This is a genomic window from Bacillus sp. 17RED48 (assembly GCF_019837545.1).
Classification (GTDB): Bacteria; Bacillota; Bacilli; order Bacillales; family Bacillaceae_G; genus Bacillus_A; species Bacillus_A wiedmannii.
In genome coordinates, this window is the sequence record NZ_JADAXG010000003.1 from 220352 (window position 1) to 246502 (window position 26151).

Annotated in this window: 23 protein-coding genes and 2 pseudogenes; 18 read left to right on the forward strand and 7 right to left on the reverse strand. The window is 34.8% G+C overall.

Annotated elements, in window-relative coordinates; all coding sequences use genetic code 11:
• Positions 1–374: 374 nt before the first annotated feature.
• The 4 genes and pseudogenes from ILT06_RS14000 (at position 375) to ILT06_RS14010 (ending at position 4686) form a co-directional block, all read left to right on the forward strand.
• A pseudogene (locus tag ILT06_RS14000) lies at positions 375–1504 on the forward strand (RNA-guided endonuclease InsQ/TnpB family protein).
• 129 nt (positions 1505–1633) lie between these two features.
• Positions 1634–1717, forward strand: a pseudogene (locus ILT06_RS32890) (MerR family transcriptional regulator); the annotation flags it as partial.
• An 81-nt stretch (positions 1718–1798) separates the two neighbouring features.
• Positions 1799–3541: an amidohydrolase gene (locus tag ILT06_RS14005; protein ID WP_222655213.1), complete on the forward strand. Its 1743-nt coding sequence runs from the start codon at positions 1799–1801 to the stop codon at positions 3539–3541.
• Positions 3542–3648: 107 nt separating this feature from the next.
• Positions 3649–4686: an agmatine deiminase family protein gene (locus tag ILT06_RS14010; protein WP_222655214.1), complete on the forward strand. Its 1038-nt coding sequence runs from the start codon at positions 3649–3651 to the stop codon at positions 4684–4686.
• 48 nt (positions 4687–4734) lie between these two features.
• Here the strand turns inward: ILT06_RS14010 and pepF are convergent, their stop codons facing one another.
• Together pepF and ILT06_RS14020 are read right to left on the reverse strand one after the other, a co-directional pair.
• Positions 4735–6522, reverse strand: coding sequence for an oligoendopeptidase F (gene pepF, locus ILT06_RS14015; protein WP_088047100.1), 1788 nt, complete (start codon positions 6520–6522; stop codon positions 4735–4737).
• A 117-nt stretch (positions 6523–6639) separates the two neighbouring features.
• A complete protein-coding gene (locus tag ILT06_RS14020; protein WP_222655215.1) occupies positions 6640–7431 on the reverse strand; it encodes an arylamine N-acetyltransferase family protein in 792 nt (263 codons plus the stop codon).
• 216 nt (positions 7432–7647) lie between these two features.
• On the opposite strand from ILT06_RS14020, the gene amyS reads away from it, so the two are divergent.
• Complete coding sequence (gene amyS, locus ILT06_RS14025; RefSeq protein WP_222655216.1) at positions 7648–9189, forward strand: alpha-amylase; 1542 nt, start codon at positions 7648–7650, stop codon at positions 9187–9189.
• Between the two features lie 94 nt (positions 9190–9283).
• Here amyS and ILT06_RS14030 read toward each other — a convergent pair whose 3' ends face one another.
• Positions 9284–9997 (reverse strand): exosporium leader peptide-containing protein, encoded by a 714-nt coding sequence (locus ILT06_RS14030; RefSeq protein ID WP_222655217.1) that lies wholly within the window; start codon positions 9995–9997, stop codon positions 9284–9286.
• A gap of 378 nt (positions 9998–10375) precedes the next feature.
• Between ILT06_RS14030 and ILT06_RS14035 the strand changes: the two genes are divergently transcribed.
• From ILT06_RS14035 to ILT06_RS32490, 6 genes are all read left to right on the forward strand, one after another.
• Positions 10376–11095, forward strand: coding sequence for a hypothetical protein (locus ILT06_RS14035; protein ID WP_088047463.1), 720 nt, complete (start codon positions 10376–10378; stop codon positions 11093–11095).
• A 453-nt stretch (positions 11096–11548) separates the two neighbouring features.
• Entirely contained in the window at positions 11549–13450 is a 1902-nt protein-coding gene (locus ILT06_RS14040; protein ID WP_088047462.1) for an endonuclease MutS2, read from the forward strand.
• Positions 13451–13456: 6 nt separating this feature from the next.
• Positions 13457–13981 carry a GNAT family N-acetyltransferase gene (locus tag ILT06_RS14045; protein ID WP_098103397.1) on the forward strand — a complete coding sequence of 175 codons (525 nt, stop codon included), beginning with the start codon at positions 13457–13459 and terminating at the stop codon, positions 13979–13981.
• 160 nt (positions 13982–14141) lie between these two features.
• Positions 14142–14852 (forward strand): histidine phosphatase family protein, encoded by a 711-nt coding sequence (locus ILT06_RS14050; RefSeq protein ID WP_064475955.1) that lies wholly within the window; start codon positions 14142–14144, stop codon positions 14850–14852.
• A 249-nt stretch (positions 14853–15101) separates the two neighbouring features.
• Positions 15102–15794 (forward strand): hypothetical protein, encoded by a 693-nt coding sequence (locus ILT06_RS14055; RefSeq protein WP_222655218.1) that lies wholly within the window; start codon positions 15102–15104, stop codon positions 15792–15794.
• 163 nt (positions 15795–15957) lie between these two features.
• The gene (locus ILT06_RS32490) at positions 15958–16215 is read left to right on the forward strand and encodes a hypothetical protein (protein ID WP_078183029.1); all 258 of its coding nucleotides are present in this window, start codon (positions 15958–15960) and stop codon (positions 16213–16215) included.
• A 112-nt stretch (positions 16216–16327) separates the two neighbouring features.
• Here ILT06_RS32490 and ILT06_RS14060 read toward each other — a convergent pair whose 3' ends face one another.
• Positions 16328–17293: a quinone oxidoreductase family protein gene (locus ILT06_RS14060; RefSeq protein WP_078183030.1), complete on the reverse strand. Its 966-nt coding sequence runs from the start codon at positions 17291–17293 to the stop codon at positions 16328–16330.
• 123 nt (positions 17294–17416) lie between these two features.
• Here ILT06_RS14060 and ILT06_RS14065 point away from each other — a divergent pair, with 123 nt between their 5' ends.
• The 3 genes from ILT06_RS14065 (at position 17417) to ILT06_RS14075 (ending at position 19619) form a co-directional block, all read left to right on the forward strand.
• Entirely contained in the window at positions 17417–18310 is an 894-nt protein-coding gene (locus ILT06_RS14065) for a LysR family transcriptional regulator (protein WP_064475953.1), read from the forward strand.
• A gap of 302 nt (positions 18311–18612) precedes the next feature.
• Entirely contained in the window at positions 18613–19125 is a 513-nt protein-coding gene (locus ILT06_RS14070) for a DUF2690 domain-containing protein (RefSeq protein WP_000473756.1), read from the forward strand.
• A gap of 17 nt (positions 19126–19142) precedes the next feature.
• Entirely contained in the window at positions 19143–19619 is a 477-nt protein-coding gene (locus ILT06_RS14075) for a DUF2690 domain-containing protein (RefSeq protein WP_060631718.1), read from the forward strand.
• 108 nt (positions 19620–19727) lie between these two features.
• Here ILT06_RS14075 and ILT06_RS14080 read toward each other — a convergent pair whose 3' ends face one another.
• Together ILT06_RS14080 and ILT06_RS14085 are read right to left on the reverse strand one after the other, a co-directional pair.
• Complete coding sequence (locus tag ILT06_RS14080) at positions 19728–20264, reverse strand: GNAT family N-acetyltransferase (RefSeq protein ID WP_064475952.1); 537 nt, start codon at positions 20262–20264, stop codon at positions 19728–19730.
• Positions 20265–20468: 204 nt separating this feature from the next.
• Positions 20469–20957 carry a DinB family protein gene (locus ILT06_RS14085; protein ID WP_222655219.1) on the reverse strand — a complete coding sequence of 163 codons (489 nt, stop codon included), beginning with the start codon at positions 20955–20957 and terminating at the stop codon, positions 20469–20471.
• Between the two features lie 184 nt (positions 20958–21141).
• Between ILT06_RS14085 and ILT06_RS14090 the strand changes: the two genes are divergently transcribed.
• Together ILT06_RS14090 and ILT06_RS14095 are read left to right on the forward strand one after the other, a co-directional pair.
• Entirely contained in the window at positions 21142–21618 is a 477-nt protein-coding gene (locus ILT06_RS14090; RefSeq protein WP_141669124.1) for a DinB family protein, read from the forward strand.
• A gap of 279 nt (positions 21619–21897) precedes the next feature.
• Positions 21898–22935 (forward strand): DUF4003 domain-containing protein, encoded by a 1038-nt coding sequence (locus ILT06_RS14095; RefSeq protein WP_141669123.1) that lies wholly within the window; start codon positions 21898–21900, stop codon positions 22933–22935.
• Positions 22936–23058: 123 nt separating this feature from the next.
• Here ILT06_RS14095 and ILT06_RS14100 read toward each other — a convergent pair whose 3' ends face one another.
• Positions 23059–23823 (reverse strand): DUF817 domain-containing protein, encoded by a 765-nt coding sequence (locus ILT06_RS14100; protein WP_064475949.1) that lies wholly within the window; start codon positions 23821–23823, stop codon positions 23059–23061.
• Positions 23824–24098: 275 nt separating this feature from the next.
• On the opposite strand from ILT06_RS14100, the gene ILT06_RS14105 reads away from it, so the two are divergent.
• Entirely contained in the window at positions 24099–25133 is a 1035-nt protein-coding gene (locus tag ILT06_RS14105) for a FecCD family ABC transporter permease (protein ID WP_222655220.1), read from the forward strand.
• Positions 25134–26150, forward strand: coding sequence for a FecCD family ABC transporter permease (locus ILT06_RS14110; RefSeq protein WP_064475947.1), 1017 nt, complete (start codon positions 25134–25136; stop codon positions 26148–26150).
• Position 26151 lies beyond the last annotated feature (1 nt).

A 26151-nucleotide genomic window follows, 5' to 3' on the forward strand; every position in this document is an offset into this window, starting at 1 on the left:
ACGTTCAACGACTATCTCGTATAACTGACGAGAGTACACCACAAGCCTATGGTGGTGGAAAAATCCTCTATCTCTAAAGAGATAAACATATAGTCTGCGCTCATGTGAAAACATGAGAAGTTCATAAGAGAACTGGCTAAGGAATTGCGCCCTTAGTTGAACGAGATACATTTAATTAAATCTATCAAACCTCATTGAACCTATCGAACGTATGTGCTACGATAGATTTAATGAGGTAAGAATAATAATGAAATTCTACGAGTTAGTCAAGTATCGGAATTAACAGGTTTACATCCGAGTAGTCTCAGGAAAATGCTGGTGGAACACGCTACTATTCAGAAGAACAAATCTTTCATTAAAGGAGTTAAATTCTGATGATATTGGCGAAGAAAGTCAGACTGATTCCAACGCCTAAACAAGAAAAAGTGCTTAGAAACCATGCTGGTGCTGCAAGATTCGCTTATAACTATTGTAAAAGAATGAGTGATAGATACTATAAGCTATTTGGAAAATCTGTTTCACAGTTAGCTTTACAGAAACGATTTACAAGATCAAGAAGCGAAAGAGATATGAGTGGTTACATGACATTAACGCACAAGTTCCCAAACAGGCTTCAAAAGATTTTGATACGGCGAGAAAAAATTCGTTCAAAAAGTATAAAAATGGTTATCACACTTCTTATAAATCCAAAAAAGATTTAATCCAAGGATTTTATGCCAATTATGAAAGGCTGATTATAGGAAAGAAAGTAGTTCATATTCAGTCTATTGGAGAAGTGAAAACAAGCCAACAACTACCAAGAAATAAAAAACCATCCAATCCAAGAGTTACATTTGATGGTCGTCACTGGTGGATTAGTGTGGGGTTTCAAGAAGACTTTGAATTACAAGAACTAACCAATGAGTCGATTGGTGTGGATGTTGGTTTAAAAGAGCTGTTTGTAGCTTCTAATGGTATGAAAGAACGAAATATAAACAAAGATGCCAAGGTTAAAAAACTTTTGAAAAGGAAAAAGTCAGCACAAAGAGATATGTCTAGGAGATTTAAAAAAGGTGTAAAAATTCAATCTGCCGGATATGAAAAAGCTAAAACTGAGCACCTGCGGTTATCTAGGAAAATTACGAATATCCGAAATAACCATATCCATCAAGCAACAGCTAAATTGGTGAAAACCAAGCCAATGAGGATTGTTGTGGAAGACTTACCTATCTCAAACCTGTTAAAAAACAAAAAACTATCGAAAGCATTTTCATTTCAAAAATTAAACTTCTTCTTTCAATGTTTGTCATACAAGTGCGAGAAGTATGGCATTGAGTATGTAAAAGCTGATAAATGGTTCGCCTCAAGCAAGATTTGTTCATGTTGCGGAGTAAAATACGACCATTCAGTTCAACCAGAAGGACAGTGGAGTTTAAAAATACGTGAGTGTTGTTGTGTTGGGTGCAATAGCCATCACGATAGGGATGTAAATGCGTCGATAAATTTATCAAGATGGGTAAAATAAATGCTTGATAATAGGAGGTAACGATACTGCCTCGTGTGGAGTGTTATACCCCTCGTCCCTTCGGGGTTGCGAGAACACGATGAAGCACTAACTTGTGTAAATTTGATTGAATTGTATAGATTTAGTTAAGTTTATCGTATCGGACCTGAATGTGATTGTTTAGTAGAGGAATATGTGACACAAATTTGTTTTATAGTGATGAAAATAGACTGAGAATAAGGATTGACATTAACATTATGTCAATCCTTATTCTATTTATGTAAGTAATTCATCATAATAAAAAGGAGAAAGAATATGAAAAGAACAATCATGATTATTTGTCTGATTCTAAGTGTGACAGGGGTTTCAGCGTGTACTCCTGGAGTAGGAGAAGGTGAGAATGGTAGCTTCGTTCTACCTAATCAGTTGCCTAAAAATGTAGTGTTTAAAAATGGTACAATCTATACTTCAAATGGAAAGCAAGACATTGTAGAGGCTGTAGCCGTTAAAGAAGGGAAAATTACTTTTGTTGGTTCAAACAAGGATGTAGAAGGATTTATAAATGAAGATACGAAAGTGGTGGATTTACAAGGGCGTTTTATTCTTCCTGGTTTTGTGGATAACCATAATCATATTTTTGAAGCAAAATCACCAGCAGCAGGGAATTGTAGTGTTTCACCGGATGCTGCGCTGCAAGAAAAACGATCGTATTTAAAAGCTTGTAAAAAAGATGTGAAAGATAGTGAATGGATAAGTGGAACAGGATTTAGTTTGGAAGAGTTGTTAAAAGATTTGGACGAAAAATCAGAACAACAAACGCCATTACAAGTTCTTGATGAGTTATTTCCTAATAACCCTGTATTAATTATGGAAAGAACTTCTCATTCTGTATGGGTTAACTCAAAAGCATTGGAAGTAGCGGGAATAAATAAAGAGACGAAAGATCCGCAAGGCGGAAGAATCATCCGGGATCCAGAAACAGGAGAACCTTTCGGGCTTCTGTATGATACAGCAGGGGATATCGTAATGGAAAAAGCATGGAATGCCCAGTCCAATCTCTTTAAAAAAAATTATGACGGTTTGCTAGACGGTTTAGATGAGTTGGCGAAGAATGGTATTACTACAGTCGGTGATGGACGTCTTTATTGGAAACGAGGCTGGTTAGACGTTTGGAATAAAGTTAATGATGAGAAAAAGTTAACGTCGCGAGTAGTACTTCGTCCGTGGGTATATCCAAATATAAATGAAGCAGAACAAATGGAGTATTTCAAAAAAATTAAGCGTGATGATGTATCATCTAGAATGCTTATTAATCAAGTGAAAATGTATAGTGATGGAATTAGCATTAACAGCACAGCTAAAATACTAGAAAAATATAAATTTGAATGGTTTAAAGGAACCCCGTACGGTTTGAACTATATTCCAGAAGAAAAGATGAAGTGGTGGTTGACGGAACTTAATAAAATTGGTTACGGTGCACTCATTCACGCGATTGGAGATGGCGGGGTAAGAGAGAGTTTAAATGCAATTGAAGCAGCGAAAAAAGAAGGGGCGAATCAGCCTTATACGCTTACGCATGTTGAAATGGTAGAAGATAGTGATATAAATCGTTTTGCTAAGTTAGGTATTAGTGCTGATTTCCAAGTAGGCCATGATTTTGCAGAAGATCCTAAACAAAGCTGGGCAAGTGCGTATTTTTCAGATCAACAGATGAAACGAATTATGCCGTTAGGACGCATTTGGAAAACAGGAGCGAACGTATCGCTTAGTAGTGATTGGGATGTAAATGAACTAAATCCACTTGTGACGATTTCGAATGCACTAAGTATTGAAGAGAAAGGCTTATCTGATGTATACGCAGCTATTGATGCATATACAATTAAGCCCGCCAAAGCATTAGGTCTTGATACTATTACTGGTTCAATTGAAGTAGGTAAATCAGCCGATATGGTATTACTAAATGAAGATATTACTAAAATGAGTGCCGATAAGATTCCGAATGCGAAAGTTTTAGTGACGGTTTTACAAGGAGAAGTAGTGTATCACAAAGAGAAATAGAGAGACACCTTATAAAGTAGTTACAAGTAAATGAATATATATCTGTTGACCTTAACACGATGTCAAAGTTTAGACTGAACTTACATTCAAAGAAGGGGTGAACACGTATGATAAAAAATTTATTTTATATGCCTGCTGAGTGGGAGAAACATGAGGGGACATGGCTCCAATGGCCTCATGATAAAGCTCATAGAGGTGAAGGTTACAGAGCTAAGCTAGATGATATTTGGGTAACGATGGCAAAGGAGCTTCATTACGGAGAAATTGTGCATATTGTTGTATATGATGAGGAAGAAAAAGTACATGTCCAATCGAAGTTAATGGAAGCGAAAGTGGATATGGATAAAATTGATTTCTTAGTTCAAGAGACGGATGATGTGTGGATAAGAGATAATGGACCGATCTTTGTAAAAGATAAGGAAGGCAATCTCTGCTTAACACACTGGGTTTTTAATGGTTGGGGAGATAAATATCCGTATGAAAATGATGCTGTTATTCCGGCAAAAATAAGTAAGATGTATAGTATTCCAAAAGTTAAATCTAGTGTCTGTCTAGAAGGTGGAGGAATAGAGATAAACGGAAATGGAACCTTAATGGCGGCAAAAACTTCTATTATAAATGAAAATCGAAACCCTACACTAAGTCAGGAAGAGATTGAAATGGAGTTAACGAAGTATTTGGGGGTAACGAATTTTATATGGATAAATGGTATTCGCGGTGAGGATAATTATGATGAAGATACGGATTACCATATTGATGGCGCAGCACGTTTTGTAAATGAAAATACAATTCTTTATGAATATGATCCTTTCGGGGAGAGTGAATCCTACCTTTTGGAGGCGTACGAAAAGCATTATCAAGAATTGCGAAAAGCAAGAAATATAGATGGAAAACCATTTCAGCTTATACCAGTAACGGTGACAAGAAAAGCTGTAAAAGAAGCAGATTGTAAGGGCTCATATTTAAACTTTTATATTGGAAATGAGGTTGTATTGGTTCCTATATATGGCGATGAGCATGACAAGTTAGCGCTTCAAATTATTGAAGGGCAGTTTCCGGGAAGAAGAATTATCGGCATTTATGTAAATGAGCTGTTTGCGTATGGTGGCATGATTCACTGTGTGACGCAGCAACATTTAGCATAAAGTAACCGAAATGAAAAAAGCATGCAGAGTATATACTCTGCATGCTTTTTATAATGCTGAAAACTCTTCAACAAGTGAGCTAAAACGATTTAGTGCACTTTCAATCGGTTCTGGCGTAGTTAAATCAACTCCAGCTTTTTTCAGTAAGTTTAATGGATAGTCAGAACTTCCGCCTTTAAGGAATTCAATATAATGTTTTTGAGCATTTGGATCGCCGCTCAATAACTTATCAGCAATTTGGATTGCAGAAGCGAATCCAGTTGCATATTTGTACACGTAAAATGGACGATAGAAATGCGGTATTCTAGCCCAGCCGTATTTTACTTCTTCGTCAAATACGAGGGAGTCGCCATTATACTCTCTAAACAAGTTTTCATAAACTTCGCTAAAGACTTGGGCATTTAATGGTTTACCTTGCTGTGCCATTTCATGTGTGATTTTTTCAAACTCAGCGAACATGATTTGTGTAAAGAAAGTGCCTTTAAATTTATCGATGAAATGGTTTACTAAATGATTACGTACATCAGCATCTTTTGCTTCTTTTAATAAATGATGAATTAATAGCACTTCATTTACTGTAGAAGCGACTTCTGCGACAAAAATAGTATAGTGTGCAGAAATTCTTGGTTGGTATCCGTGTGAGTAATGTGTATGCATGCCGTGACCACATTCATGAGTAAGAGTGAAAAGGCTATTTAAATCATCGTGATGATTTAAAAGGATGAAAGGATGAACACCGTATACACCAAAGTTATAAGCACCGGAACGTTTTCCTGGCGTTTCTCTCACGTCGATATAACGTTTATCTTTAAAGCTTTTTAATGTTTCAATATATTCTTCACCTAATGGAGCTAGTGATTCGATCATGATGTCAAACGCTTTGTCATATGGAATGTCTTGTTTTACACCCGCTACTAAGTCAACGCCCAAGTCGTATTGACGTAGTTCATCTACATTTAATTTTGTTTTTCGAAGTTCATTATAAGTATGTAGTGATTGAATGTTTTTTTTCGTCGTCTCAATTAAATTTTCATATACTTCTTTCGGAACCATGTCGCCAAATAATGACTTTTCTAAAGCTGATGGATAGTTTCTTAGCTTTGAAACAGTAACATTATTTTTAATAGCAGCAGATAAAGTAGAAGCGATAGAATTTTTTAATTGAACGTATGGTTTGTAATAAGCTTTATAGGCTTCTTTACGTTTCTCACGATTTTCATCTTCTATTAACTTTGCATACATTCCGCGCGTTAAAGTAACTTTTTCTCCATCATTAGTAGTCACTTCACCAAATAGTATATCTGCATTATTTAACATGCCATATGTATGCTGCGGGGAGGAGAGTGCTTCACCCATTTGTGATAAAATCTCTTCTTGGTCCTTATTCAATACGTGTTTTTTATAACGGTATAATTCAAATAAATCTTCTTTATAGTATTGTAAGCCTTCTGCTTCTTCTATGTAAGAATGTAATGTGTTTTCATCTATGCTAAGTAAGAATGGGGAAAAGAAAGATTTAGCCGCACTTACTTTCACGTGTAATTGTGATACTTTATCGACAAGAGATTGGGCGTCAGTATCGCGTGTATCAAGGTCAGATTGTAATCGTGCATAAGCGAACATTAAAGATATTATGCTAGAAATTTCTTCACTCTTTGTTAAATAAGCTAATAAACTATTGCCATCGTGAATATTTCCATTAAACTCATGTAATTCTTTCGTTAATACTTCAATTTTATGAAAATCGCTTTCCCAATCTTCAATTGTATGGTAAATATCCGTTAAATCCCATTTTTCTTTATCATCTACTTGTAGTCGATCTTTAAGTTCAGTCATAATCATTTCCTTTCTAAATATGTAGTTATATTCCTATATAACTATGAAATACAACAAATTGCAAAAAATCCCTGCTGGAAAATGAAAAGCCTTGCTAAAATGGCAAGGCTTAAAAAATTATAATGTAATTCCGAATTTTGAATGTAAAAGATTTTTATATTGTACATCTGTAACGTTTTCTTTCGTTTTTTTACCGTTTTTCGCTATTGTCAGACTATCCTTTGTTAAAGATGCATGCCCATCTTCAGTTAGTTTTACAATAAGAGGTACTTTGTTAAATGGTGAGCCCTCATGTTCAACGATAATTTCTTGTGCTGCATTTGCTTTTTCTTCATCCACTTCTTCTATATAAAATGCGTAGCCTAACGTCCAATCATCAGCAGAAGATTGATCCAAAAACTCATTATTTTTACGCATCTCTAACATGTAGTTTCCTTTTTCGGTCATTTCTTTACGAATACGATAATCTCCTGTAACGGAGTGAATGACTTCACCTGAGAAAGGGACAGGTGCAAGAGATAAGTATGATCCGAATCCTACTTCAATTAAATAAAGTTCATTATGATGTGTTAAAACGGTTGCGATATGGCCAGAATCAACAGCCCATATAGAATTTGCAGCATTGTACACTGTTCCTGAAACGAGATGAACATCAAATCCAGCGTCTTTAAGGAAGTAATACATAGTAGGATTGAGTTCATAACAAAGACCGCCACGGTTGTTTACTAAAATTTTTTCTTTTAGATTTTCTTTTGATATTTCTGTAAAGTTGTTTTCGAGAATATTTAAGTTTTCAAAAGGGACAGTTTGTGCCATCGCGTACATAATGTTAGGTAAATCTTCGAATGAAATTTTGTGTATTTCTTCTATATGTAATCTTGCAAAAAAATGTTTTTGAAAGTCCGTCATAGAAATCCCTCCGTTATGCTTTTATAGATAAATTGTAAACAATCTTGAATAAGATGTGAAATAAAAACTACGTTGAAGTATTTGTTGAATATTTGAAGTTAGATTAAAAAATAATGTGGGAGAGTGAGAGATTACTACTTTACTAATCGTAGAACGAATATTATAATAATTTCGATAAACTATGCAAACGTTTTCTTTGAAGGGGATGGTGTAAATATGTTGAAAAAAATAACAGTAGTCGGCTTGTCGGTTGTTTTGTTTTTACCTAGTATACATGGGGGAAGTAAAGTGTATGCAGATACGGTTAACAATGGAACGTTAATGCAGTATTTTGAGTGGTATGCTCCGAATGATGGTAATCATTGGAATCGCTTGCATTCAAATGCTGAAAATTTAGCTCAAAGAGGAATTACATCTGTTTGGATACCACCTGCATATAAAGGAACTACGCAAAATGATGTAGGATATGGAGCGTATGATCTATATGATTTAGGGGAATTCAATCAAAAAGGAACGGTGCGGACGAAATATGGGACAAAAGCACAGTTGAAATCTGCAATTGAAGCTTTACATAAGCAAAACATCGATGTATACGGCGATGTAGTTATGAATCATAAAGGTGGAGCAGATTATACTGAAAATGTAACGGCTGTTGAGGTAGACCGTAACAATCGAAATGTTGAGGTATCAGGTGATTATGAAATTAATGCATGGACGGGGTTTAACTTTCCTGGGCGCGGAGAAGCTTATTCTAATTTCAAATGGAAATGGTATCATTTTGACGGAACGGATTGGGATGAAGGGAGGAAATTAAATCGAATTTATAAATTTAGGGGTATAGGTAAAGCGTGGGACTGGGAGGTGTCTAGCGAGAATGGAAATTATGATTATTTAATGTATGCAGATCTTGATTTTGATCATCCAGATGTTGCGAATGAGATGAAAAATTGGGGGACGTGGTATGCGAATGAATTAAATTTAGATGGCTTTCGTTTAGATGCTGTTAAACATATTGATCATGAATATTTACGCGATTGGGTAAATCATGTCAGACAGCAAACAGGAAAAGAAATGTTTACAGTGGCTGAATATTGGCAAAATGATATCCAAACTTTAAATAATTATTTAGCGAAAGTCAATTATAATCAATCTGTATTTGATGCACCACTGCATTACAATTTTCATTATGCTTCAAAAGGAAATGGGAATTATGATATGAGAAATATTTTAAATGGAACAGTAATGCAAAATCACCCTGCACTTGCAGTTACTCTCGTTGAGAATCATGATTCTCAGCCTGGACAGTCATTGGAATCTGTAGTAAGTCCGTGGTTTAAACCGTTGGCATATGCATTTATTTTAACTCGTGCAGAGGGGTATCCTTCAGTTTTCTATGGTGATTACTATGGGACAGACGGAAATAGTAGTTATGAAATTCCAGCATTAAAAAATAAAATTGATCCGATTTTGACGGCACGAAAAAACTTTGCATATGGTACGCAGCGTGATTATTTAGACCATCCAGATGTAATTGGCTGGACAAGAGAAGGGGATGATGTACATGCGGATTCCGGTTTAGCGACATTAATCTCAGATGGACCAGGAGGATCAAAGTGGATGGAAGTTGGAAAGAATAACGCGGGGGAAGTATGGTACGATATGACGGGTAATCAAACAAATACTGTAACAATTAATAAGGACGGATGGGGACAATTCCATGTAAGTGGAGGATCAGTTTCCATATATGTTCAGCAGTGAATTGGTGATAGAAAAGAAGAGGTAGACTGAAATATAAGTCTTCCTCTTCTTTTTATATTGTTATCATACCTAGATTTTTATTTTAATAAATGAATTAATCGACTTTTAAAACAACAAGAGATGCATTGGAATAAATAATATCACCAGTAGCTTCTCTTATTCGTACCCGAAGAACATCTCCTTGGTTTAAAGGTAATAAATCAGTTCTGGCGGATGTAGCTCTTACCCCAGAACCACCACCAACTCGTGTTTCAATTGCGAATTGAATAGAATCGTTTATTGTAAGATTTAATATACTAGACGAAATAGCTTGTATCGCAAATACGATTGAAAAGGATACAGAGTATACACCAGTGGTATTAATGGTAATGGAGTTGTCTACTGGATTTAGAGTAGTTTCGCTAACAGGTCCTGGAACGGTAAAATTAACATTTGTATTAACTACGGCTGAAAAACCGATACCTATTTCAGAAGTTATTGTTCCAAATACGGGGAGTATCCCGAAACCGGTTGCTCCAGTGGGACCAGTTATTCCAATTCCGGTAGATCCTGTAACCCCAGTAGGACCAGTTATTCCAATTCCGGTAGATCCTGTAACCCCAGTAGGACCAGTTATTCCAATTCCGGTAGATCCTGTAACCCCAGTAGGACCAGTTATTCCAATTCCAGTAAAACCTGTCGCACCGGTAGGTCCTGTCATTCCAGTAGGTCCGGTTGGGAATGTAAATGGTGGAATTGGTGGTAGTGTGGGGCCAATTAAATTGGGTTCAAGAGTAGGTCCGTGTAAAATGATGTATTGTTCGCTCATATAGTAACCTCCTATGATTGCTTGTCATAATTATTAAATGTATTAGAGAAAGTAAATGACATTCGCAATAGCGGAGGTGCTTATTTAATTTTTTCGCAGCGAAATTAAAGTTAGTACTTTAAAGTTCGATACAATAAAAAACTGTATTGTGATTGCTATAGAACTAAATATTAGTATGTTTTTAACGTGATTTTAATAGATATTATATTTGCTTTACGATAAAACACTTATAGTGTAAAATTACACTATAAGTGTAAATAGATAACGAATGAGTGTTTTTACACTTGTGGTTATGAGAAGAAGTTCTTTATATAAATCGTAATTTAAAATCTATAAGGACATTTTTGTATAGGCAGTAATAGCAAAAGGAGAGGCAATATGAAAAGAACAATAATGAAATATAGCATAATGTTTAGTTTGTTACTATTAACATCATGTGATATATCGGATGAAGAAATTGAACAAAAAGCACAAAGTTATACAAAATCGGAGCATGGTATTTCTGTGAAACTAGATCGAATTGAAATACCCGAACAAGGTAAGGGTTTTTTAGGTCCGGACACACGAACCGCTTATGTACAGCAAGTAGATGAACCGCATTTGCAATTTCAAATATCCTTCGATGGACGAAGCTCTCCAAAGGTAACTAATGATAACTATAAAATAAAAAAAGAAGCGATTGATTTACGAGAAAGATTCAATACATATTATGAAGAAAAAGGAAATAATACTATACTTACTTTCGAACAAATGCAGACGGGAGATATTGTTTTCGATAAGGATGCAGAGAAAAGAATAGCGAAGAAACATCCGAAGCATTATGTTACGGCAGTTTTTAGAAGTAATACTATTTTAGATGTAAACAATCCTGTACATATGGAAACATTAGCGGAGGTTGCAAGAAGTATAAAAGAATTCAATAAAACAATTGAAAATAGTAAGAGTAGTGTGGAGGATATAACAATTCAGTTGCCAAATGATAATAAGGATGTATTACTACATATTGCGATAGATTATATAGTAACGGCTGAAGATGCGAAAAAGACCCTTGAGAAAAAGGTTGATTATATGAAAGCTTTACAATCTGCAAGGGAATAGTTTGACACCTTTACTTCTCACGAAACATATAGTATGATGATTTCAGTAAATTAGATTTCAATGACTATAATATAAATTAATGAGAGGTGCTTTTTGTGAGTGCGGTAGGTACTAAATAGGAAAAATTTAATGAAATAAATCGGATAAGACCAGGGGATTTTTATGTACATCATACCCCTAATTTTGTCATGGATTTATTTCGAAACCTATGAAGATACCTACAATACTTTATAAAGCGTGTAATAAGGGGATTGCCATCTGTTTTTTATGGCTTATTTCCTCATATATTATTACACTTGCCTTGTAAATGTAAAAGCTGCGGTATCCCCGCAGCTTTTTTGTATACGTTTTTAATGTATAAAAATGGTAATTGAATAATGTAGGGCTCATTGGAATCTAATGAGTAGGTATCTTCATTTATGATATAAATCAATCATAGTGAGGAGAAACAAAATGAATACGATGACTTTTGAAAAGTTACAATATAACGAATTAAAGGATATAGTGAAATCTTATTGTGTAAGTGGATTAGGTAAAGAATTATTAAATAAATTAGAACCGAGTACGAGTATAAAAGTAGTGAGGAATCGCTTGAATGAAACGACAGAAGCACGAGCTATAGTAGATGCAGAAGGGCATGTTCCTTTCTTTGGCATTTCAAATATTGCTAGTACAATTCAAAAATTAGAAAAAGGGATGATTTTAGACCCTGAAGAGTTAGTAAGTGTTTCAGACTTTTTACGCGGCTGTAGAAAGATTAAAAAATTTATGTTAGATAAAGAATTTTTTGCGCCAGTATTAGCTTCTTATGCAAATTCAATGACTGAATTTAAAAGTATTGAAGAGGAAATTAACTTTTCCATTAAAGGCAATAGTATTGATGCAGCTGCGAGTAAAGAGTTAAAACGAATTCGAAATAACATAGATTCAGTAGATGGGAAAATAAAAGAACGTTTAACGAAGTTTTTAAATAGTAGTGCAAATAAGAAGTATATTCAAGAGTTCTTTATTAGTAAGAAGGATGATCGGTATACGATTCCAATTAAATCTTCTTATAAAAATCAAGTTGCGGGAAGTATAGTTGAAGCGTCCGCTAAAGGCTCTACTGTATTTATAGAACCACACACGGTTACAAAGTTAAATGCGGAACTCGCTAGTTTGAAAGCAGAAGAAGCGATGGAAGAGTATCAAATTTTAGCGACTTTATCAGGAATGGTAGTAGAAAGTATTTATCATATAAAAATTAATATGGAATTAATTAGCCAATATGATATGGTATTTGCGAAAGCGAAGTTTAGTAAATCAATCGATGGAATAGAGCCGAAATTAAATGATCATGGCTACATTCATTTAGTAAATTGTAAGCATCCGCTTTTAAGTGGGAAAGCAGTACCGTTACACTTTGAAATCGGTCAAAACTATCGTAGTTTAATTATTACAGGACCAAATGCGGGCGGGAAAACAATTGTGCTAAAAACAATCGGATTGTTAACTTTAGCGACAATGTCAGGCTTGCATATTGCTGGAGATAAAGAAACAGAAATTGCTATTTTCGAAAATGTATTTGTAGATATTGGTGATAATCAAAGTATTGAAAATGCATTAAGTACATTTTCATCTCATATGAAAAATCTATCTGAGATTATGAGGGAATCAAATAATAATACATTATTGTTATTTGATGAAATAGGAAGCGGGACTGAACCGAATGAAGGGGCAGCACTTGCAATTTCTATTTTAGAGGAGTTTTATCTTGCAGGATGTATTATAGTTGCGAGTACGCATTACGGTGAAATCAAACGATTCTCCGAAATGCATGATGATTTTATGAATGCAGCGATGCAATTTAATAGTGAGACGCTAGAACCACTTTATAAATTAGTAATCGGAAAATCAGGTGAAAGTAATGCACTTTGGATTGCAAATAAAATGAACGTAAGAGAGCGTGTACTGCAAAGAGCGAAAGAGTATATGGGGAATAAAGAGTACGCTCTAGAACAAGTGAATGAAAGTAAAATTAGAAAACCGAAATTTGTGCAAGAAAAAAGAGAAAATCATTACGAGTATAAAATCGGCGATCGTGTAAAAGTATTAGATTATGATGATTTTGGTATTATCTATAAGGAAATAGATAATTTCTATAACGTCGTTGTATATTATAACGGTGAATTTGTTGAAGTGAATGTAAAACGTATTACGTTAGAGGTAGCGGCGAAGGAATTATACCCAGAGGGATATGATTTAAATACACTATTTGTCGATTATAAAGAAAGAAAAATGCAGCATGATATAGAGCGCGGATCGAAAAAAGCGCTTCGTAAAATTCAAAAAGAAATAAGAAAGAATAGAGGATAATATAGAATGGTAACGATTAGACAAGAACAAAAAAACGATTATAGAAAAACAGAAGAAGGTGTACAACAAGCATTTTTACATGAAGAATTTAGTGATAAAAAAGAGCATGAACTTGTAAAACGTATTAGAGAATGTGACGCATTTATTCCAGAGTTATCAATCGTTGCAGTAGATGAGGAAATAGTCGGTCACATTCTGTTATCCAAAATTACGATAGAACAGGATGGAACTTCTGTAGAATCATTAGCGCTTGCACCTGTATCAGTTGCTAGGGACCATCAGAAAAAAGGAATCGGCGGGAAGCTTATTGTAGCTGCGTTAGAAAAAGCGAAAGAACTTGGATATGGATCAGTTGTAGTGTTAGGGCATCCAGAATACTATCCGAAATTTGGTTTTAAGAAAGCAAGAGAGTGGAATATAAAAGCACCATTTGAAGTGCCAGATGAAGTGTTTATGGTGATTGAGCTAAGTGAGAACGCTCTGCAAGGTGTAGAAGGAGTTGTTCAGTATTCGAGTGCTTTTGCTGAGTAGGAATATCAGTTGAAAAATGTAATCATAAAAGATGCTATCTTTTTGTAGAGATATACAGAAAGATAGCTTTTTTTATTTAGCAAATTCACTTACGTATATTTTGCTCAATGAATAATTAAGGTGGTAAAATTGATATAGAAATGTAAAGGGAGAGAATAGAATGAAGAATCGAGAAACAGATAGCAATGAGAATGTAGTTACGTTATATGTTACAAGACACGGAAAAACAATATTAAATACGAATCATCGCGCGCAAGGTTGGGCAGACTCCCCGTTAGTAGAAAAAGGTGTTGAAGTTGCCTCTAATTTAGGAACAGGATTAAAAGATGTTCATTTTACGAATGCGTATAGTAGTGATAGCGGCCGAGCGATTGAAACTGCTAATTTAGTATTAAAATATAGTGAGCAATCAAAGTTAAAACTTGAGAAAAGAAAAAAATTACGAGAATTAAATTTTGGTATTTTTGAAGGTGAAAAACTTGAAAATATGTGGGATGTGGTTGGAAAAGCTGCAGGCGTTGCATCACCAGAAGAACTTATGAAGTTTTCTATTCAAGAAGTGATTAATCTTATTAGAGCAGCAGACCCTACGAAACAGGCGGAAGATTGGGAATTATTTTCTACTCGTATAAAAGAAGAGATTGATAAAATTAGTGAAGAAGCTGCTGCAAATGGTGGCGGTAATGTTTTAGTTGTCGTTCATGGGCTCTTGATTACTACCTTAATCGAAATGTTAGACAGTAGCAAAACAAAACTTGGAGTAGAAAATGCTAGTGTGACCCAGGTTGTATATAAAGACGGAACATACACAGTCGAGTCTGTTGGAGATATGAGTTACGTTGCAAAAGGGAAAGAAAGTGTGGAAATATAAAAATAAGAAAAGGAAGGTAGAGAAATCTAGCTTCCTTTTTATTTTTAAATATATCATTTATTAACTATAATCGGAATATTCTGTTAAAAAAGAACTGTGAAAATTATTGTAATGGTATAATTAGGGAGTAGGAACAACAAATTAGTTTGTAGTGTATTGGAGGGACATTAGTCTAGCTTTACATTTCATCTCATCTCGGAATCTAAAATAAGTATACGAGAAATAAAACAAAGTAAGGAATGTGTGAATATGGATCGAATATATTTTGTGGACAACCCGTGGCCTAATGGTCATCGAATTGTTAATTTTAAGTGGAGTGCACATTTTAAATATGCTGAGGAAGAAGAGTTAAATGGTATGGCTGGTTTGTATTTTGATTTGCATTTAGAGACCGCGGATTATGATGAGGAAGATTTGGATGAAGAAGATGAAGAGAATGAGGAAGAAGATGATTGGCAGGCTAAGATTGTATGGAACAACTTCCATAGATGCACTTTGTCATCAGAAGAATGGGATTTTAAAGGGTTTCGTGTAGGCAGTGATGAGGCGCCTTTTAATTTGGATACGCTAAATGGGAAGAGATTTGCAATTGATTGTTTATCGGAAGATGAGCAGCAGGACTTAGATTTAGAGTTAACTGCATTTGACGTTTATTTACTTGGACATGATGCGTCAGTCTTTCATAATATTAAGTTTACTAGATTAGAAGGGCAGACATATCAAATTGAATGGAAAGGGAAATTGGCACTAGCGTATATTGGTGATTATGAATTTAAATATGATTTTCATACACTAATTACCTCAACATCATTTAGTGGAATTAATATTCCTAATGAAATATCTGATTATGAGGCGTATGTTTTGCTAAAAAGATTTGTTAGTAATCCAGTATTGTTTGAATTGCAACATGATAAAGGGGATAGACGATTTGTATTGAAATAAAAATATATTATTGCATTTATGAAATGTATGAGTAAAAGGCTACCGTATTCGACATAGTTAATAACTTTGGTGTCGGAAAATTAAAAGAAAATGATACATAGTATGTGATTTATGTTCAGTTCTAAGAAGAAAAGAATATTAACAATTATATGGAGAAGTGATTATGTTGATTAAATTCGTTCATTTGTTATTTGGAAAACCGTGTGAAAAAGGTGATTCGTTCCAAACTAAGTTTCCACGTTTTATTTATTGGAGTGCAGTTGTATTTTATTTTTTTGGAATGCTATTATTTTTGGTTTTTTCTTTTATTGATACTGTATTTATTGGATCGTTGATATTTGGAGGTTTGTTTTTTCCTTTAATATTTAGATTTGTTTATTATATAAACTTAAAAATGAGGGGCCTAGAAAGAGAAGCATAGACAGAAAAAATATAAATAACTGGGTAATTGAAAAGAAGCGAAATCGAACATAAATAACGTTAAAAAAGGAAGTGAAGAAATATATTCTAGCTTCCTTTTTTTATTAGTACGATTATGGAATTAATAAAATCTTCCCTGTACTTTTTCGGCTCTCTAATAATTCATGAGCACGGGCACCGTCTCGTAAAGAGAATGTAGTAGGACTTGTGATTTTTACTTTTTCGGTCGCAATCCATTCGAATAATTGAGAGGAGCGTTCTTTTCTCTCTTCATAAGATGTAAGCACGTTCCAAAGGTCTCCGCCAGTTAAAGTTTTCGAAGTATCCATAAGCATACGCGGATCAACGGGCGCAGGATTACCACCAGCCATTCCGTAAAATACGACAGTACCACCAGTTTTAGTTGCGCTAAAACTTTCCTCTAATGTAGAACCTACTGATTCATATACAACATTTACTCCATCACCGTTTGTTGTTTCAAGTACTTTCGCAGGCCATGCTTCAGTATATAAAAATACGTGATCAGCACCAGCTAACGTAGCTATCTGTGCTTTTTCTTTTGATGAAGTTAGGCCGATTACTTTTCCGCCTAGTAGTTTAATTATTTGAATAAGAAGTTGCCCAACACCACCAGCTGCGGCATGTACTAAAGCTATATCACCTTGTTTTATTTCATAGCTATCTTTCGTTAAGTAATGTGCTGTTAGACCTTGCAATAAGACAGAAGCGGCTGTTTCAAAAGAGATAGAATCTGGAAGCTTAATTGCTTTCTCCGATGGAACAGCAACTAGGTCTGCATTTGCAAATGGGACATCAGCAAATGCAATACGGTCTCCAGGATTAATATTCGTAACGTCAGCTCCTACTTTTTCAACAACGCCAGCTCCTTCATAACCTAATACATATGGTGGGTTGCCAGCGAGATGATAATCACCGCGGCGTCTATAAATATCAGCGAAATTTAAACCGATTGCTTTCGTGCGGACAAGAATTTCATTTGGATTTATGATTGGATCATGTATTTCTTTATATTGTAGTACATCCGGATTTCCGAACTGTTCGAAACAAAGTGCTTTCATATGGAATCCCTCCATTTTTATTGTTTGTCGATGCTCTTTATCATACAATACAAATATCAATAGACAAAGAGGATTATTTCGATGAAATCAATCGGGAATATCGATTGAAAAGAGGGACGATAAATGGAGATAAAACAATTAATTACATTTAAAGTAGCAGCGGACACTTTGAATTTTACGCAAACTGCGAAGAAATTAAACTTTGCTCAATCGAGTGTAACGGCGCAAATTAAAACGTTAGAAGCAGAGTTAGGTACGCCGTTATTTGAAAGATTAGGAAAACGTCTTTTTTTAACTGAAGCAGGCAGAAAGTTTCAACTATATGCCGACAAGATGATTGCACTCAGTAACGAAGCTAAAATGGCTGTGAAAGATGATGAGGAAATAGCAGGTACGTTAATAATCGGTGCGCAAGAAAGCCAATGTACATATAGACTTCCTTCTATATTAAAGAGGTTTAAAGCACAATTTCCTCAAATAAAGCTTATATTTAAACCAGCACATTCCAATAAAGATGCGAGGGAACAATTGATGGAGGGAAAAGTCGATCTTGCCTTTATTTTGGACGAATGTAAAACAGAAGATGCTTTACATGTGGAGCCGCTTATGAAAGAAGAATTAAAAGTAGTAGCTGCTTCAGGGCATTATTTACTCGAGCAAACTTCCGTTTCTACAAAAGATTTAGAGAAGGAAACACTTTTGTTAACAGAACTCGGTTGCTCGTATAGAACTTTATTTGAAGAGCTATTTCGTACAGAAGATGTGTATCCAGCAAATAAAATTGAGTTCGTTAGTGTCGAGGCAATTAAACAATGTGTTATTGCAGATTTAGGTATAGCAGTTTTACCCGCGATAGTAGTAGAAAAAGATATACGAGAGGGAACGATAAAAGAGTTACATTTAGAAAATGCAATTTCACCGATTTATACACAAATTGCTTGGCATAAAGATAAATGGATGACAGCGCCACTGCAGCAATTTATTGATGTGACGAGGGAGTTTTTTACAACAGATTAAGTGGAGAAATATTTATTTTATATAAAAGAAAAAATGGCAATTTTGTATAAAGAACCGATGCTTGCATGTAACAAGTATCGGTTCTTTTATGTTTTAAATAAAGAATGCTATAAAATGTGTATTTCTCAACTTTTTTTCTTAGACAGATAAGTAAAATTCTTCGTATATTCCAATAATCATAAGGAAATTTACAACGTTTATCCGTTTCTGTAAGATGCCTCTAGGAAGCATGAAAGGAGGGCTTACATAGCGGTATAGCTTGTTTTTATGATACGTACTTATTTTTGGGGAGGAGATTTGCAATGTTTAAAAAGTTAATGAAAGTATGTGTGTTAAGTGTAGCGAGTGTAGGTGTATTATTTAGTTTTCAAGGAAGTACATTTGCAGCTACTGATTTAAGTAGTTACTATGACGGGAAAAATCCGGCTACAACGAAAGTATACGGAGGCAGTACAACGTGTGATGCAGATGGATTTAATGCAAAGTCTACAGCGGTGTATGAGGGTAGTAAAAAAGTAGGGACAGTGTATTTACGTTACAGTAATAAATGTCACGCAGCATGGTCTAAGCTTGTTTTAGATCAACCAGCACCTTCCGTTTCTGGAGGGATATATGCTTACGCTGTTATTAATAAATATAAAAACGGTGTATTTCAAAAATCAGTAGACTCTAATAGTGGTAATGGAGCAATAAAAACAGGTCAAACGAGCACGTATACAGGAATGGTATTTGATTTAACTGCTGATTTTGGTTATACGGCTGATGCCGAAGCGGTGACGATTAATAATGGTTACGGGAAAACTGGACGTTATTAATAAAGGAGTGGAATTCTATGAAGCTTTTTAAAAAGGTAAGCGCATGTCTTTGTCTGGCATTGCTCGTCATAACTAGTGTTTTTAGTACGACGAATAATGATAAAGCATTTGCAGAAGACCATTCATATGATGGGAAAAGCCCTTACTACAATAGCTGTGATCAATCAGCAGTAACGAAAGAAAAGAAGTGGATTGATTCTAATTCATATGTGGAATTAAAATTTAGCACGACGTGTAAAACAGCGTGGGCAAAGGTTACTGTAACTCGTGCAGCGGTTTATAATAACGAAGCTGATGCAAGGATAGTCAGAAAAACCGATGGAAAGGCATATACTTGCGGAAGTGCTGGAGGAAATGGTGTTGTGAATAAAGGGCAAACATCATGTTATACGCCAATGGTATATGATTTAGATCCAAGAAAGGCACAAGCACAAGGGAAACATGCCATTCCGAATAGTGATGCATATAATTATGCGGAGACAATTTGGTATTAATATAATACATGAGTTAAGAGTTGTTATTTGATATAAAAATGAAAGAGCCTTATTGCATTTTAGTGTGGTAAGGTTCTTTCAAGTTGTTAATAGTTTAAGAACAGTTATTTACAATGACATCTCTTTATAATCACTTTTAAGTATCGCCATAATAATTTCATCTGAGAATGTATCGTTATAAAATAAAGATTGACGTAAGGTTCCTTCTTTTACAAACCCAATCTTTTCATAAGCTCTAATTCCGCGTAAATTATGGCTAAATACTTCTAACTGTAACCGATTTAAATATAGTTGTTCAAAAACAAATTTTAAAACAATTGTAATAGCTTCAGTTCCATATCCTTGTCCTGTTAGTGCTATTGAAAGCATTGATATTCTGAATCCTGCTCTTTTGTTCTCCTCATCGATATCTAAAATCGACAACTCTCCAATCATTTCGTCATTGCTTTGTAAACAAATAGCGAAATCATAGCGACTCGAATCATTATTTATATGAGCTATATGTGTCTTTATTTGTTCCAATGAAAAAGTAGGTTTGGTTCCAGTCATATAACGTATCTCTGTATCCATCGTACTTTCTAATATAATTGGGGCATCTAGTTCGCAAAGAGGTCTTAAATAAATTCTTTCACTCTCTAATCTCATTATAAATTTCTCCTTAAGTTTGGTGATAGAGTATATAAATATTTTTGCTCTACATGGAAGAAGAGTTTTATTTTGTGTATTGTTTGAAAAGTATGTGTCTTACTTTGATGTTACATGAATTTTATAATGATATGGTATACCTAAAACAAATGATAAAAGTTTTATACACAACAAAATGTATCAACAAGTTTTTTTATAATCGAATTAACTAAGGTCTGTATCAGGAGGAGTGTACCCAAGGTGACGAGCCATAGATACAATTTGTCCTTTATGATGAAACTCATGTGTCTCTGTATGAGTTAAAAGCCATATCGGTGTTGTACTCCAAGGTTCTTTTTGCCATTTCACTTCATTTGCTATATTTTCGAGCCAACGGTCATTGTATTCATCTAAAAAGTTTTGTACAGTCTCATCTACTAACTTAAATCTAGCACGGACTTTCTCCACATCTGCATGCTCAATTTCATAATCACTAGCGAATGAAAAATCTGCTCGTTTTTGCTTGAATGCAAATGATCCAAGCCAGTATTGATAGCAATCGGCTACATGAATATGCGTCTTTATAATACTACCGCTCCCGAAATTAGGAACAGTGCTATGTAATTTTTCTAGTGGAATTTCTTCCAAAAATGTAAATAGAGTTTCTCTTGTAGAGCTAATAAGATTATATTGTTGTTTTAAAATATGTAACATGAAATTAACACTCCTCTTTTATTTACTAAACTATTTGTGTAGTAAATAATTCTATATGTACGAGAGGTGAACCTTTTTATTATTTTTACTAGGCATATTAGATGTATTTCTTAATCGTTTCTGATAGATTAAACAAGGTGAAACTTTAATAAGTTGAACATTCTTAGTTCATAATAAATGGTACATGAAGAAGGGGAACGATAAAATGAATAGACTAGTTGGCTTAAAACAATTTGAAATAACGCGCGGGGAACTGCTTAAATTTATGGAAACGTTAGATGATAAAACTGTAGATACACAGCCAGAGGGTTTTAACAATACAATTCGTTGGCATATTGGTCACGTGTTAACGGCAGCAGAAGTTTTCATGTTTGGAAAAGAATTTAAACAATTACCAACTGAATATCCAGGTATGTTTGGGTATGGATCAAGACCGTCTAAATGGAAAACAGAAGGACCATCGTTAGAAGTGTTAACGGCTCAATTAAAAGAACAAGCTAAACGTATTAACGAAATTCCAGCAGAAGCATTTGAAAATAAACTGCCAGAGCCATTCCTAGGATTGGAAACAGTAGGAGAGCTATACGGTATGATGCTTTATCATGAAGCTGATCATATTGGGCAAATGAAGGCGATGGAACGTATTATTAAGGCTCTTTAGTTTTAATTGCATATGAAAAACGAAATCACAGATGTTTTGTGAAAATTGAGGTGTAAGTAGTTACAATCTTATTTTTCACAATACAGGTGTAATGTTAAATAATATAAAGACAAAAAAAGATAGATAATTTATTATCTATCTTTTTTTGTTGTTGAACTTTTTGAAGGATTATGAACGATTATCATCGTGATACTGATGAAGTAGGAATAGTTATTATTTTTTGTTTTACATAATAGAAAAATATTGAAGATAATACAAAAATAAGGTTGCAAAATCTGTATGAAATATAAGTATAATAATAGAGAAGAACTAGAAATAGGGGTGAATACTATGATTACATTAGAACAAAAGTTGGAGCAATACACACATACATATGCACAGATAAAGGGAGAACTAAAATGGAAAACGAGTGATTCTCGAACAGGAATGATGATTGCTGCTATGTATGCAGGTAGTGATAAATTGTTTGATCTCGGACGTTTTTTAGAAATTAGTAGTTATATTAAGAATCAGGTAGGGATGTTTTCATACTTAAAGTCTTATCATCGCTTTGTTGTGGCCGCAACATTAGATATTCACTTTACAGATTACAAGAAAGCTTTTCGGAAGTTTTTAGATTTATATGAACAATTGGTTGCTGGTGGTTTTAGCCGAAGTATATTTACTTATCTCGCAGCTGCTGTGCTTTTAACAGAAGAAAATGAACAGCATGGCACGCACATTCAGCGTTCGATGCAAGTATATAAACGCATGAAAGAGGATCATCTTTTTCTTACAGGTACAAATGATTATCCGCTCGCAGTTTTACTAGCAGGACAATCAGAGAATGTAGAAACACTTATGGACCGAGTAGAACGTCTGTATCAGAAACTAGCGAAAGCTGGTTTGCGTAAAGGGAATGATCTTCAGTTTTTAAGTCATATCCTCTCACTAAAGAAGGATGTCCGTGAAGAAATGTTAGTTGCAACATGTACAAACATATGGAAGTTGTTAAAACAAGAAAAAGTTAAAGTGAAACAGATGCATTACCCAGCTATCGGGCTACTAGCGTTACTTGAGGATGGAGAAAAAGAGGTTCATGCTATTAAAGCGTTGATTGAAAAATTGCAGGGAGAGAAATTATTCCGTTGGCATACAGATGCGAATATTCTTATTGCTATTCAACTGTTCGTAAGTCAGAAAGGTGAGGAAAGTAAAGCTACCAACACAGGTTTACAAACTATGATAGAAGTCCTCATACAAGCACAACAGGCAGCTATGATGGCAACGATTGCTGCTTCATCTGCTGCAACATCTTCTGCTAGTACTAGTTCATAATGTGCAATTGCGTATGCTCTTGTAATTTATAACTCCTTTGATAAGGACGGTTTAAAAAATATTATTAAAAAAGCCCATCACTCTCTAATGAGTGATGGGCTACCTGTTTTTACATAATCAGCGTTATTTTTTGGACTCCTTCAAACGTTTGAGTTGTGTAACAATCATAATGCTAATAACAACGAGTAAAAACCATGAGCTAATTTTGCTTAAGTGAACGAGATTCCACGCTTCCCGTTGATTTGGATATTGCCATGCTCCGAAAAAAGTTGCGATGTTCTCTGCAATCCAAATAAAGAAACCAATAAGGAAAAAGGAGAGAACGAGTGGCATTTTATATGTAACACCTCGTAATGAAAATTCTACAAATGTTCGAAAGAAAACGATGAATAAAAGAACAGTTAACACCCATCTAAAGTCATATGAAAAATGATGTGTAAAAAAATTAAAGTAAATCATTGCTCCTAACGGCACGGCAAAAATAGCTTTCGGCCAATGATGCATTTGTAAATGCAATCTTCTCCACGCTTGGCATATGTAACTTGCAACACTTGCGTACATAAAACCGCTGTAAAGTGGAACTCCAAAAACTTTTGAATATGCCTCTTCCGGATAACTCCATGAACCGAAATGTACTTTATATATTTCTAGTAGAAGGCCGATGAGGTGGAAGACAGTAATTACTTTTAATTCGTCTTTCGTCTCAAGCCCAGTCTTGTACATAATCCACTGCATAAGAAGACATACGATGAGTATGAAATCGTAGCGGTATAACCCTGGGATAGAAACTATTTTTGAAAGGGCTAGTGTTAAGAAAATAACGACTGGGAATAAGCAAGATAATGCTTGCTCGTAAGTGAAGTGTAATAGTTGTTTTATATAGAACATTGTGTCACCTTCGATATTTTTGTTAGAAAACTCGAAATAATGACTAAGTATACTACAATTTTAAAAATAAGCCAGTAGTCTATTTTGCATGTATTTGTAAGTTTTAGAAAGGAATTGTAATAAGTATTTTAATATTTAACAAAGTGAAAAAATAGTTTGCTATTTAAAAAAAGTGAGGATATAATATCTAAATGAAAATGATAATTATTATCAATGATAATTATAAATAAAAAATAATTATAAAAAACAACTGAATATAAAGGATGAAATGAAACATGTTACATAAGCCTGCTGTATATGCTAGCAATAATCGCTGGATACATATTAAGTTCATATGTTTCATGAGCTTAACAATTTTATGTTTAATTGGGTCTATATTTTTGGCCGTTGCATTTGGTGCAAAGGATATTCATTTGCAAACAGTATGGGCAGCGGTTTTTGATTATAATCCGAAATTAACGCAGCACCAAATTATTTATGAATTAAGGCTCCCAAGGGTAATTGGCGCAGCGGTTGTAGGAGCTGCTTTTGCAGTCGCTGGGGCTGTAATGCAAGGGGGAACACGAAATCCTTTAGCGGATGCGGGTGTACTCGGAATAAATGCAGGTGCGATGTTTGTAGTAGCACTTAGTTTTGCCTTTTTCCCGCATATGCCGTATTCCTATTTGATGATTATTTCCTTTATTGGAGCAGTCTTAAGTACAGTACTCATTTTTATTATCGGATCGGCTACTTCAGGTGGGTTAACACCGATGAGGTTAACGATTGCTGGAGCAGTTATGGCCGCACTTTTACATTCGTTAAGTTCAGGTGTTGCAATTTATTATGATTTAAGCCAAGATTTAGCGTTTTGGTACGCTGGTGGTGTTGCAGGAGTTAAGTGGGAACACTTGAAATTTTTAGTTCCTATTATTCTCATAACGATTGTTTTTGCGACAGTGTTAGGGCGATCTATTTCACTCATATCAATGGGGGATGATGTTGCTACGAATTTAGGAGTAAAAACGAACCGAACGAGAATACTAGGGATGATTATAGTAGTCATTCTTGCTGGTGTATCTGTTTCAGCTGTTGGCTCTATTGGGTTTGTAGGACTAGTTATCCCGCATATTGCTAGAAAATTAGTTGGTGTGAATTATCGACTCATTATTCCTATGTCAGCATTATTAGGAGCTATGTTATTAGTTTTAGCTGACTTAGGAGCAAGAACAGTAAATCCTCCTAAAGAACTTGCGATAGGAATTATGGTAGCTCTTGTTGGAGTTCCGTTCTTCCTCTATATAGCACGTAAAGTTGGGAGGGAGTTGTAAGTGAAGAAGATTTTAAACACGGATAAAAAGAGAGCTATTACTGTAACTACAATTTTCGGTTGTATTAGTATCGCTGTAATTTTAATTAGTTTAAATACAGGGACATTGAGCATAGCGCCGCTCAAAGTAATTCAAACGCTTTTCGGTTATGGTGATTTTGAGAGCGCAACAGTGCTATACGATTATCGTATGCCAAGAATTATAATCACAATGTTAGCAGGTATTGGTCTTGGGATTTCTGGTGCGATTTTGCAAGGGTTATCTCGCAATGCGCTGGCCGATCCTGGTATCCTCGGATTACATTCAGGTGCATCTTTCGGGCTAATTATATTTGTTACTTTCTTTCATTCTATTAATGAGAATGCATCGATTTTAATACCGTTATTTACATTTGGCGGGGGAATGCTAGCTGCATTTTTAATTATTATACTTGCGAGTGATCGGTCAAAAGGTTTACTTCCTATTCGACTTATTCTTGTTGGTATTGCAGTTTCAGCTGGATTTAGTGCGATTTCGTTATTTTTCTCTCTTAAGTTAAATGATGAAACGTATACATTCGCTTCTAGATGGTTAGTTGGTAACGTGTGGGGAAGGGATTGGATTCATGTCCTTGCATTATTACCTTGGATTTTCATACTAACTCCATATGCATGGCTAAAATCTAAAACGTTAAATGCATTGTCACTAGGTGATAGTGTGGCAGCAGGACTTGGAGTTTCTGTTCAAAAAGAACGGTTACTACTTTTAGCTACAGCGGTTGGATTGTCTTGTGCGAGTGTATCGATGGCTGGAGGGATTGGTTTTATCGGTTTAGTTGCTCCGCATATCGCCAGAAAGTCAGTAGGTACTACATATCAACACTTTCTTCTTTTAGCTGGTATTATCGGAATGATTATTTTAGTGCTAGCAGATACGATAGGTCGTTCTATATTTGAGCCAAACTCTATTCCAGCTGGTGTAGTAGTGGCCGCTTTAGGAGCACCGTATTTTCTTTATTTACTTACAAAAACAAAATAAA

Bases quoted from the DNA above. Each gene is read 5' to 3' on its own strand.
- ILT06_RS14010 (WP_222655214.1), top strand. From the start codon at position 3,649: ATGATAAAAAATTTATTTTATATGCCTGCTGAGTGGGAGAAACATGAG.
- ILT06_RS14065 (WP_064475953.1), top strand. From the start codon at position 17,417: ATGGAGATAAAACAATTAATTACATTTAAAGTAGCAGCGGACACTTTG.
- ILT06_RS14040 (WP_088047462.1), top strand. From the start codon at position 11,549: ATGAATACGATGACTTTTGAAAAGTTACAATATAACGAATTAAAGGAT.
- ILT06_RS14005 (WP_222655213.1), top strand. From the start codon at position 1,799: ATGAAAAGAACAATCATGATTATTTGTCTGATTCTAAGTGTGACAGGG.
- ILT06_RS14080 (WP_064475952.1), bottom strand. From the start codon at position 20,264: ATGAGATTAGAGAGTGAAAGAATTTATTTAAGACCTCTTTGCGAACTA.
- ILT06_RS14055 (WP_222655218.1), top strand. From the start codon at position 15,102: ATGGATCGAATATATTTTGTGGACAACCCGTGGCCTAATGGTCATCGA.
- ILT06_RS14090 (WP_141669124.1), top strand. From the start codon at position 21,142: ATGAAGAAGGGGAACGATAAAATGAATAGACTAGTTGGCTTAAAACAA.
- ILT06_RS14060 (WP_078183030.1), bottom strand. From the start codon at position 17,293: ATGAAAGCACTTTGTTTCGAACAGTTCGGAAATCCGGATGTACTACAA.
- ILT06_RS14050 (WP_064475955.1), top strand. From the start codon at position 14,142: ATGAAGAATCGAGAAACAGATAGCAATGAGAATGTAGTTACGTTATAT.
- ILT06_RS14070 (WP_000473756.1), top strand. From the start codon at position 18,613: ATGTTTAAAAAGTTAATGAAAGTATGTGTGTTAAGTGTAGCGAGTGTA.
- ILT06_RS14020 (WP_222655215.1), bottom strand. From the start codon at position 7,431: ATGACGGACTTTCAAAAACATTTTTTTGCAAGATTACATATAGAAGAA.
- ILT06_RS14035 (WP_088047463.1), top strand. From the start codon at position 10,376: ATGAAAAGAACAATAATGAAATATAGCATAATGTTTAGTTTGTTACTA.
- ILT06_RS32490 (WP_078183029.1), top strand. From the start codon at position 15,958: ATGTTGATTAAATTCGTTCATTTGTTATTTGGAAAACCGTGTGAAAAA.
- ILT06_RS14100 (WP_064475949.1), bottom strand. From the start codon at position 23,823: ATGTTCTATATAAAACAACTATTACACTTCACTTACGAGCAAGCATTA.
- ILT06_RS14045 (WP_098103397.1), top strand. From the start codon at position 13,457: ATGGTAACGATTAGACAAGAACAAAAAAACGATTATAGAAAAACAGAA.
- ILT06_RS14095 (WP_141669123.1), top strand. From the start codon at position 21,898: ATGAAATATAAGTATAATAATAGAGAAGAACTAGAAATAGGGGTGAAT.
- pepF (WP_088047100.1), bottom strand. From the start codon at position 6,522: ATGACTGAACTTAAAGATCGACTACAAGTAGATGATAAAGAAAAATGG.
- ILT06_RS14030 (WP_222655217.1), bottom strand. From the start codon at position 9,997: ATGAGCGAACAATACATCATTTTACACGGACCTACTCTTGAACCCAAT.
- amyS (WP_222655216.1), top strand. From the start codon at position 7,648: ATGTTGAAAAAAATAACAGTAGTCGGCTTGTCGGTTGTTTTGTTTTTA.
- ILT06_RS14105 (WP_222655220.1), top strand. From the start codon at position 24,099: ATGTTACATAAGCCTGCTGTATATGCTAGCAATAATCGCTGGATACAT.
- ILT06_RS14075 (WP_060631718.1), top strand. From the start codon at position 19,143: ATGAAGCTTTTTAAAAAGGTAAGCGCATGTCTTTGTCTGGCATTGCTC.
- ILT06_RS14085 (WP_222655219.1), bottom strand. From the start codon at position 20,957: ATGTTACATATTTTAAAACAACAATATAATCTTATTAGCTCTACAAGA.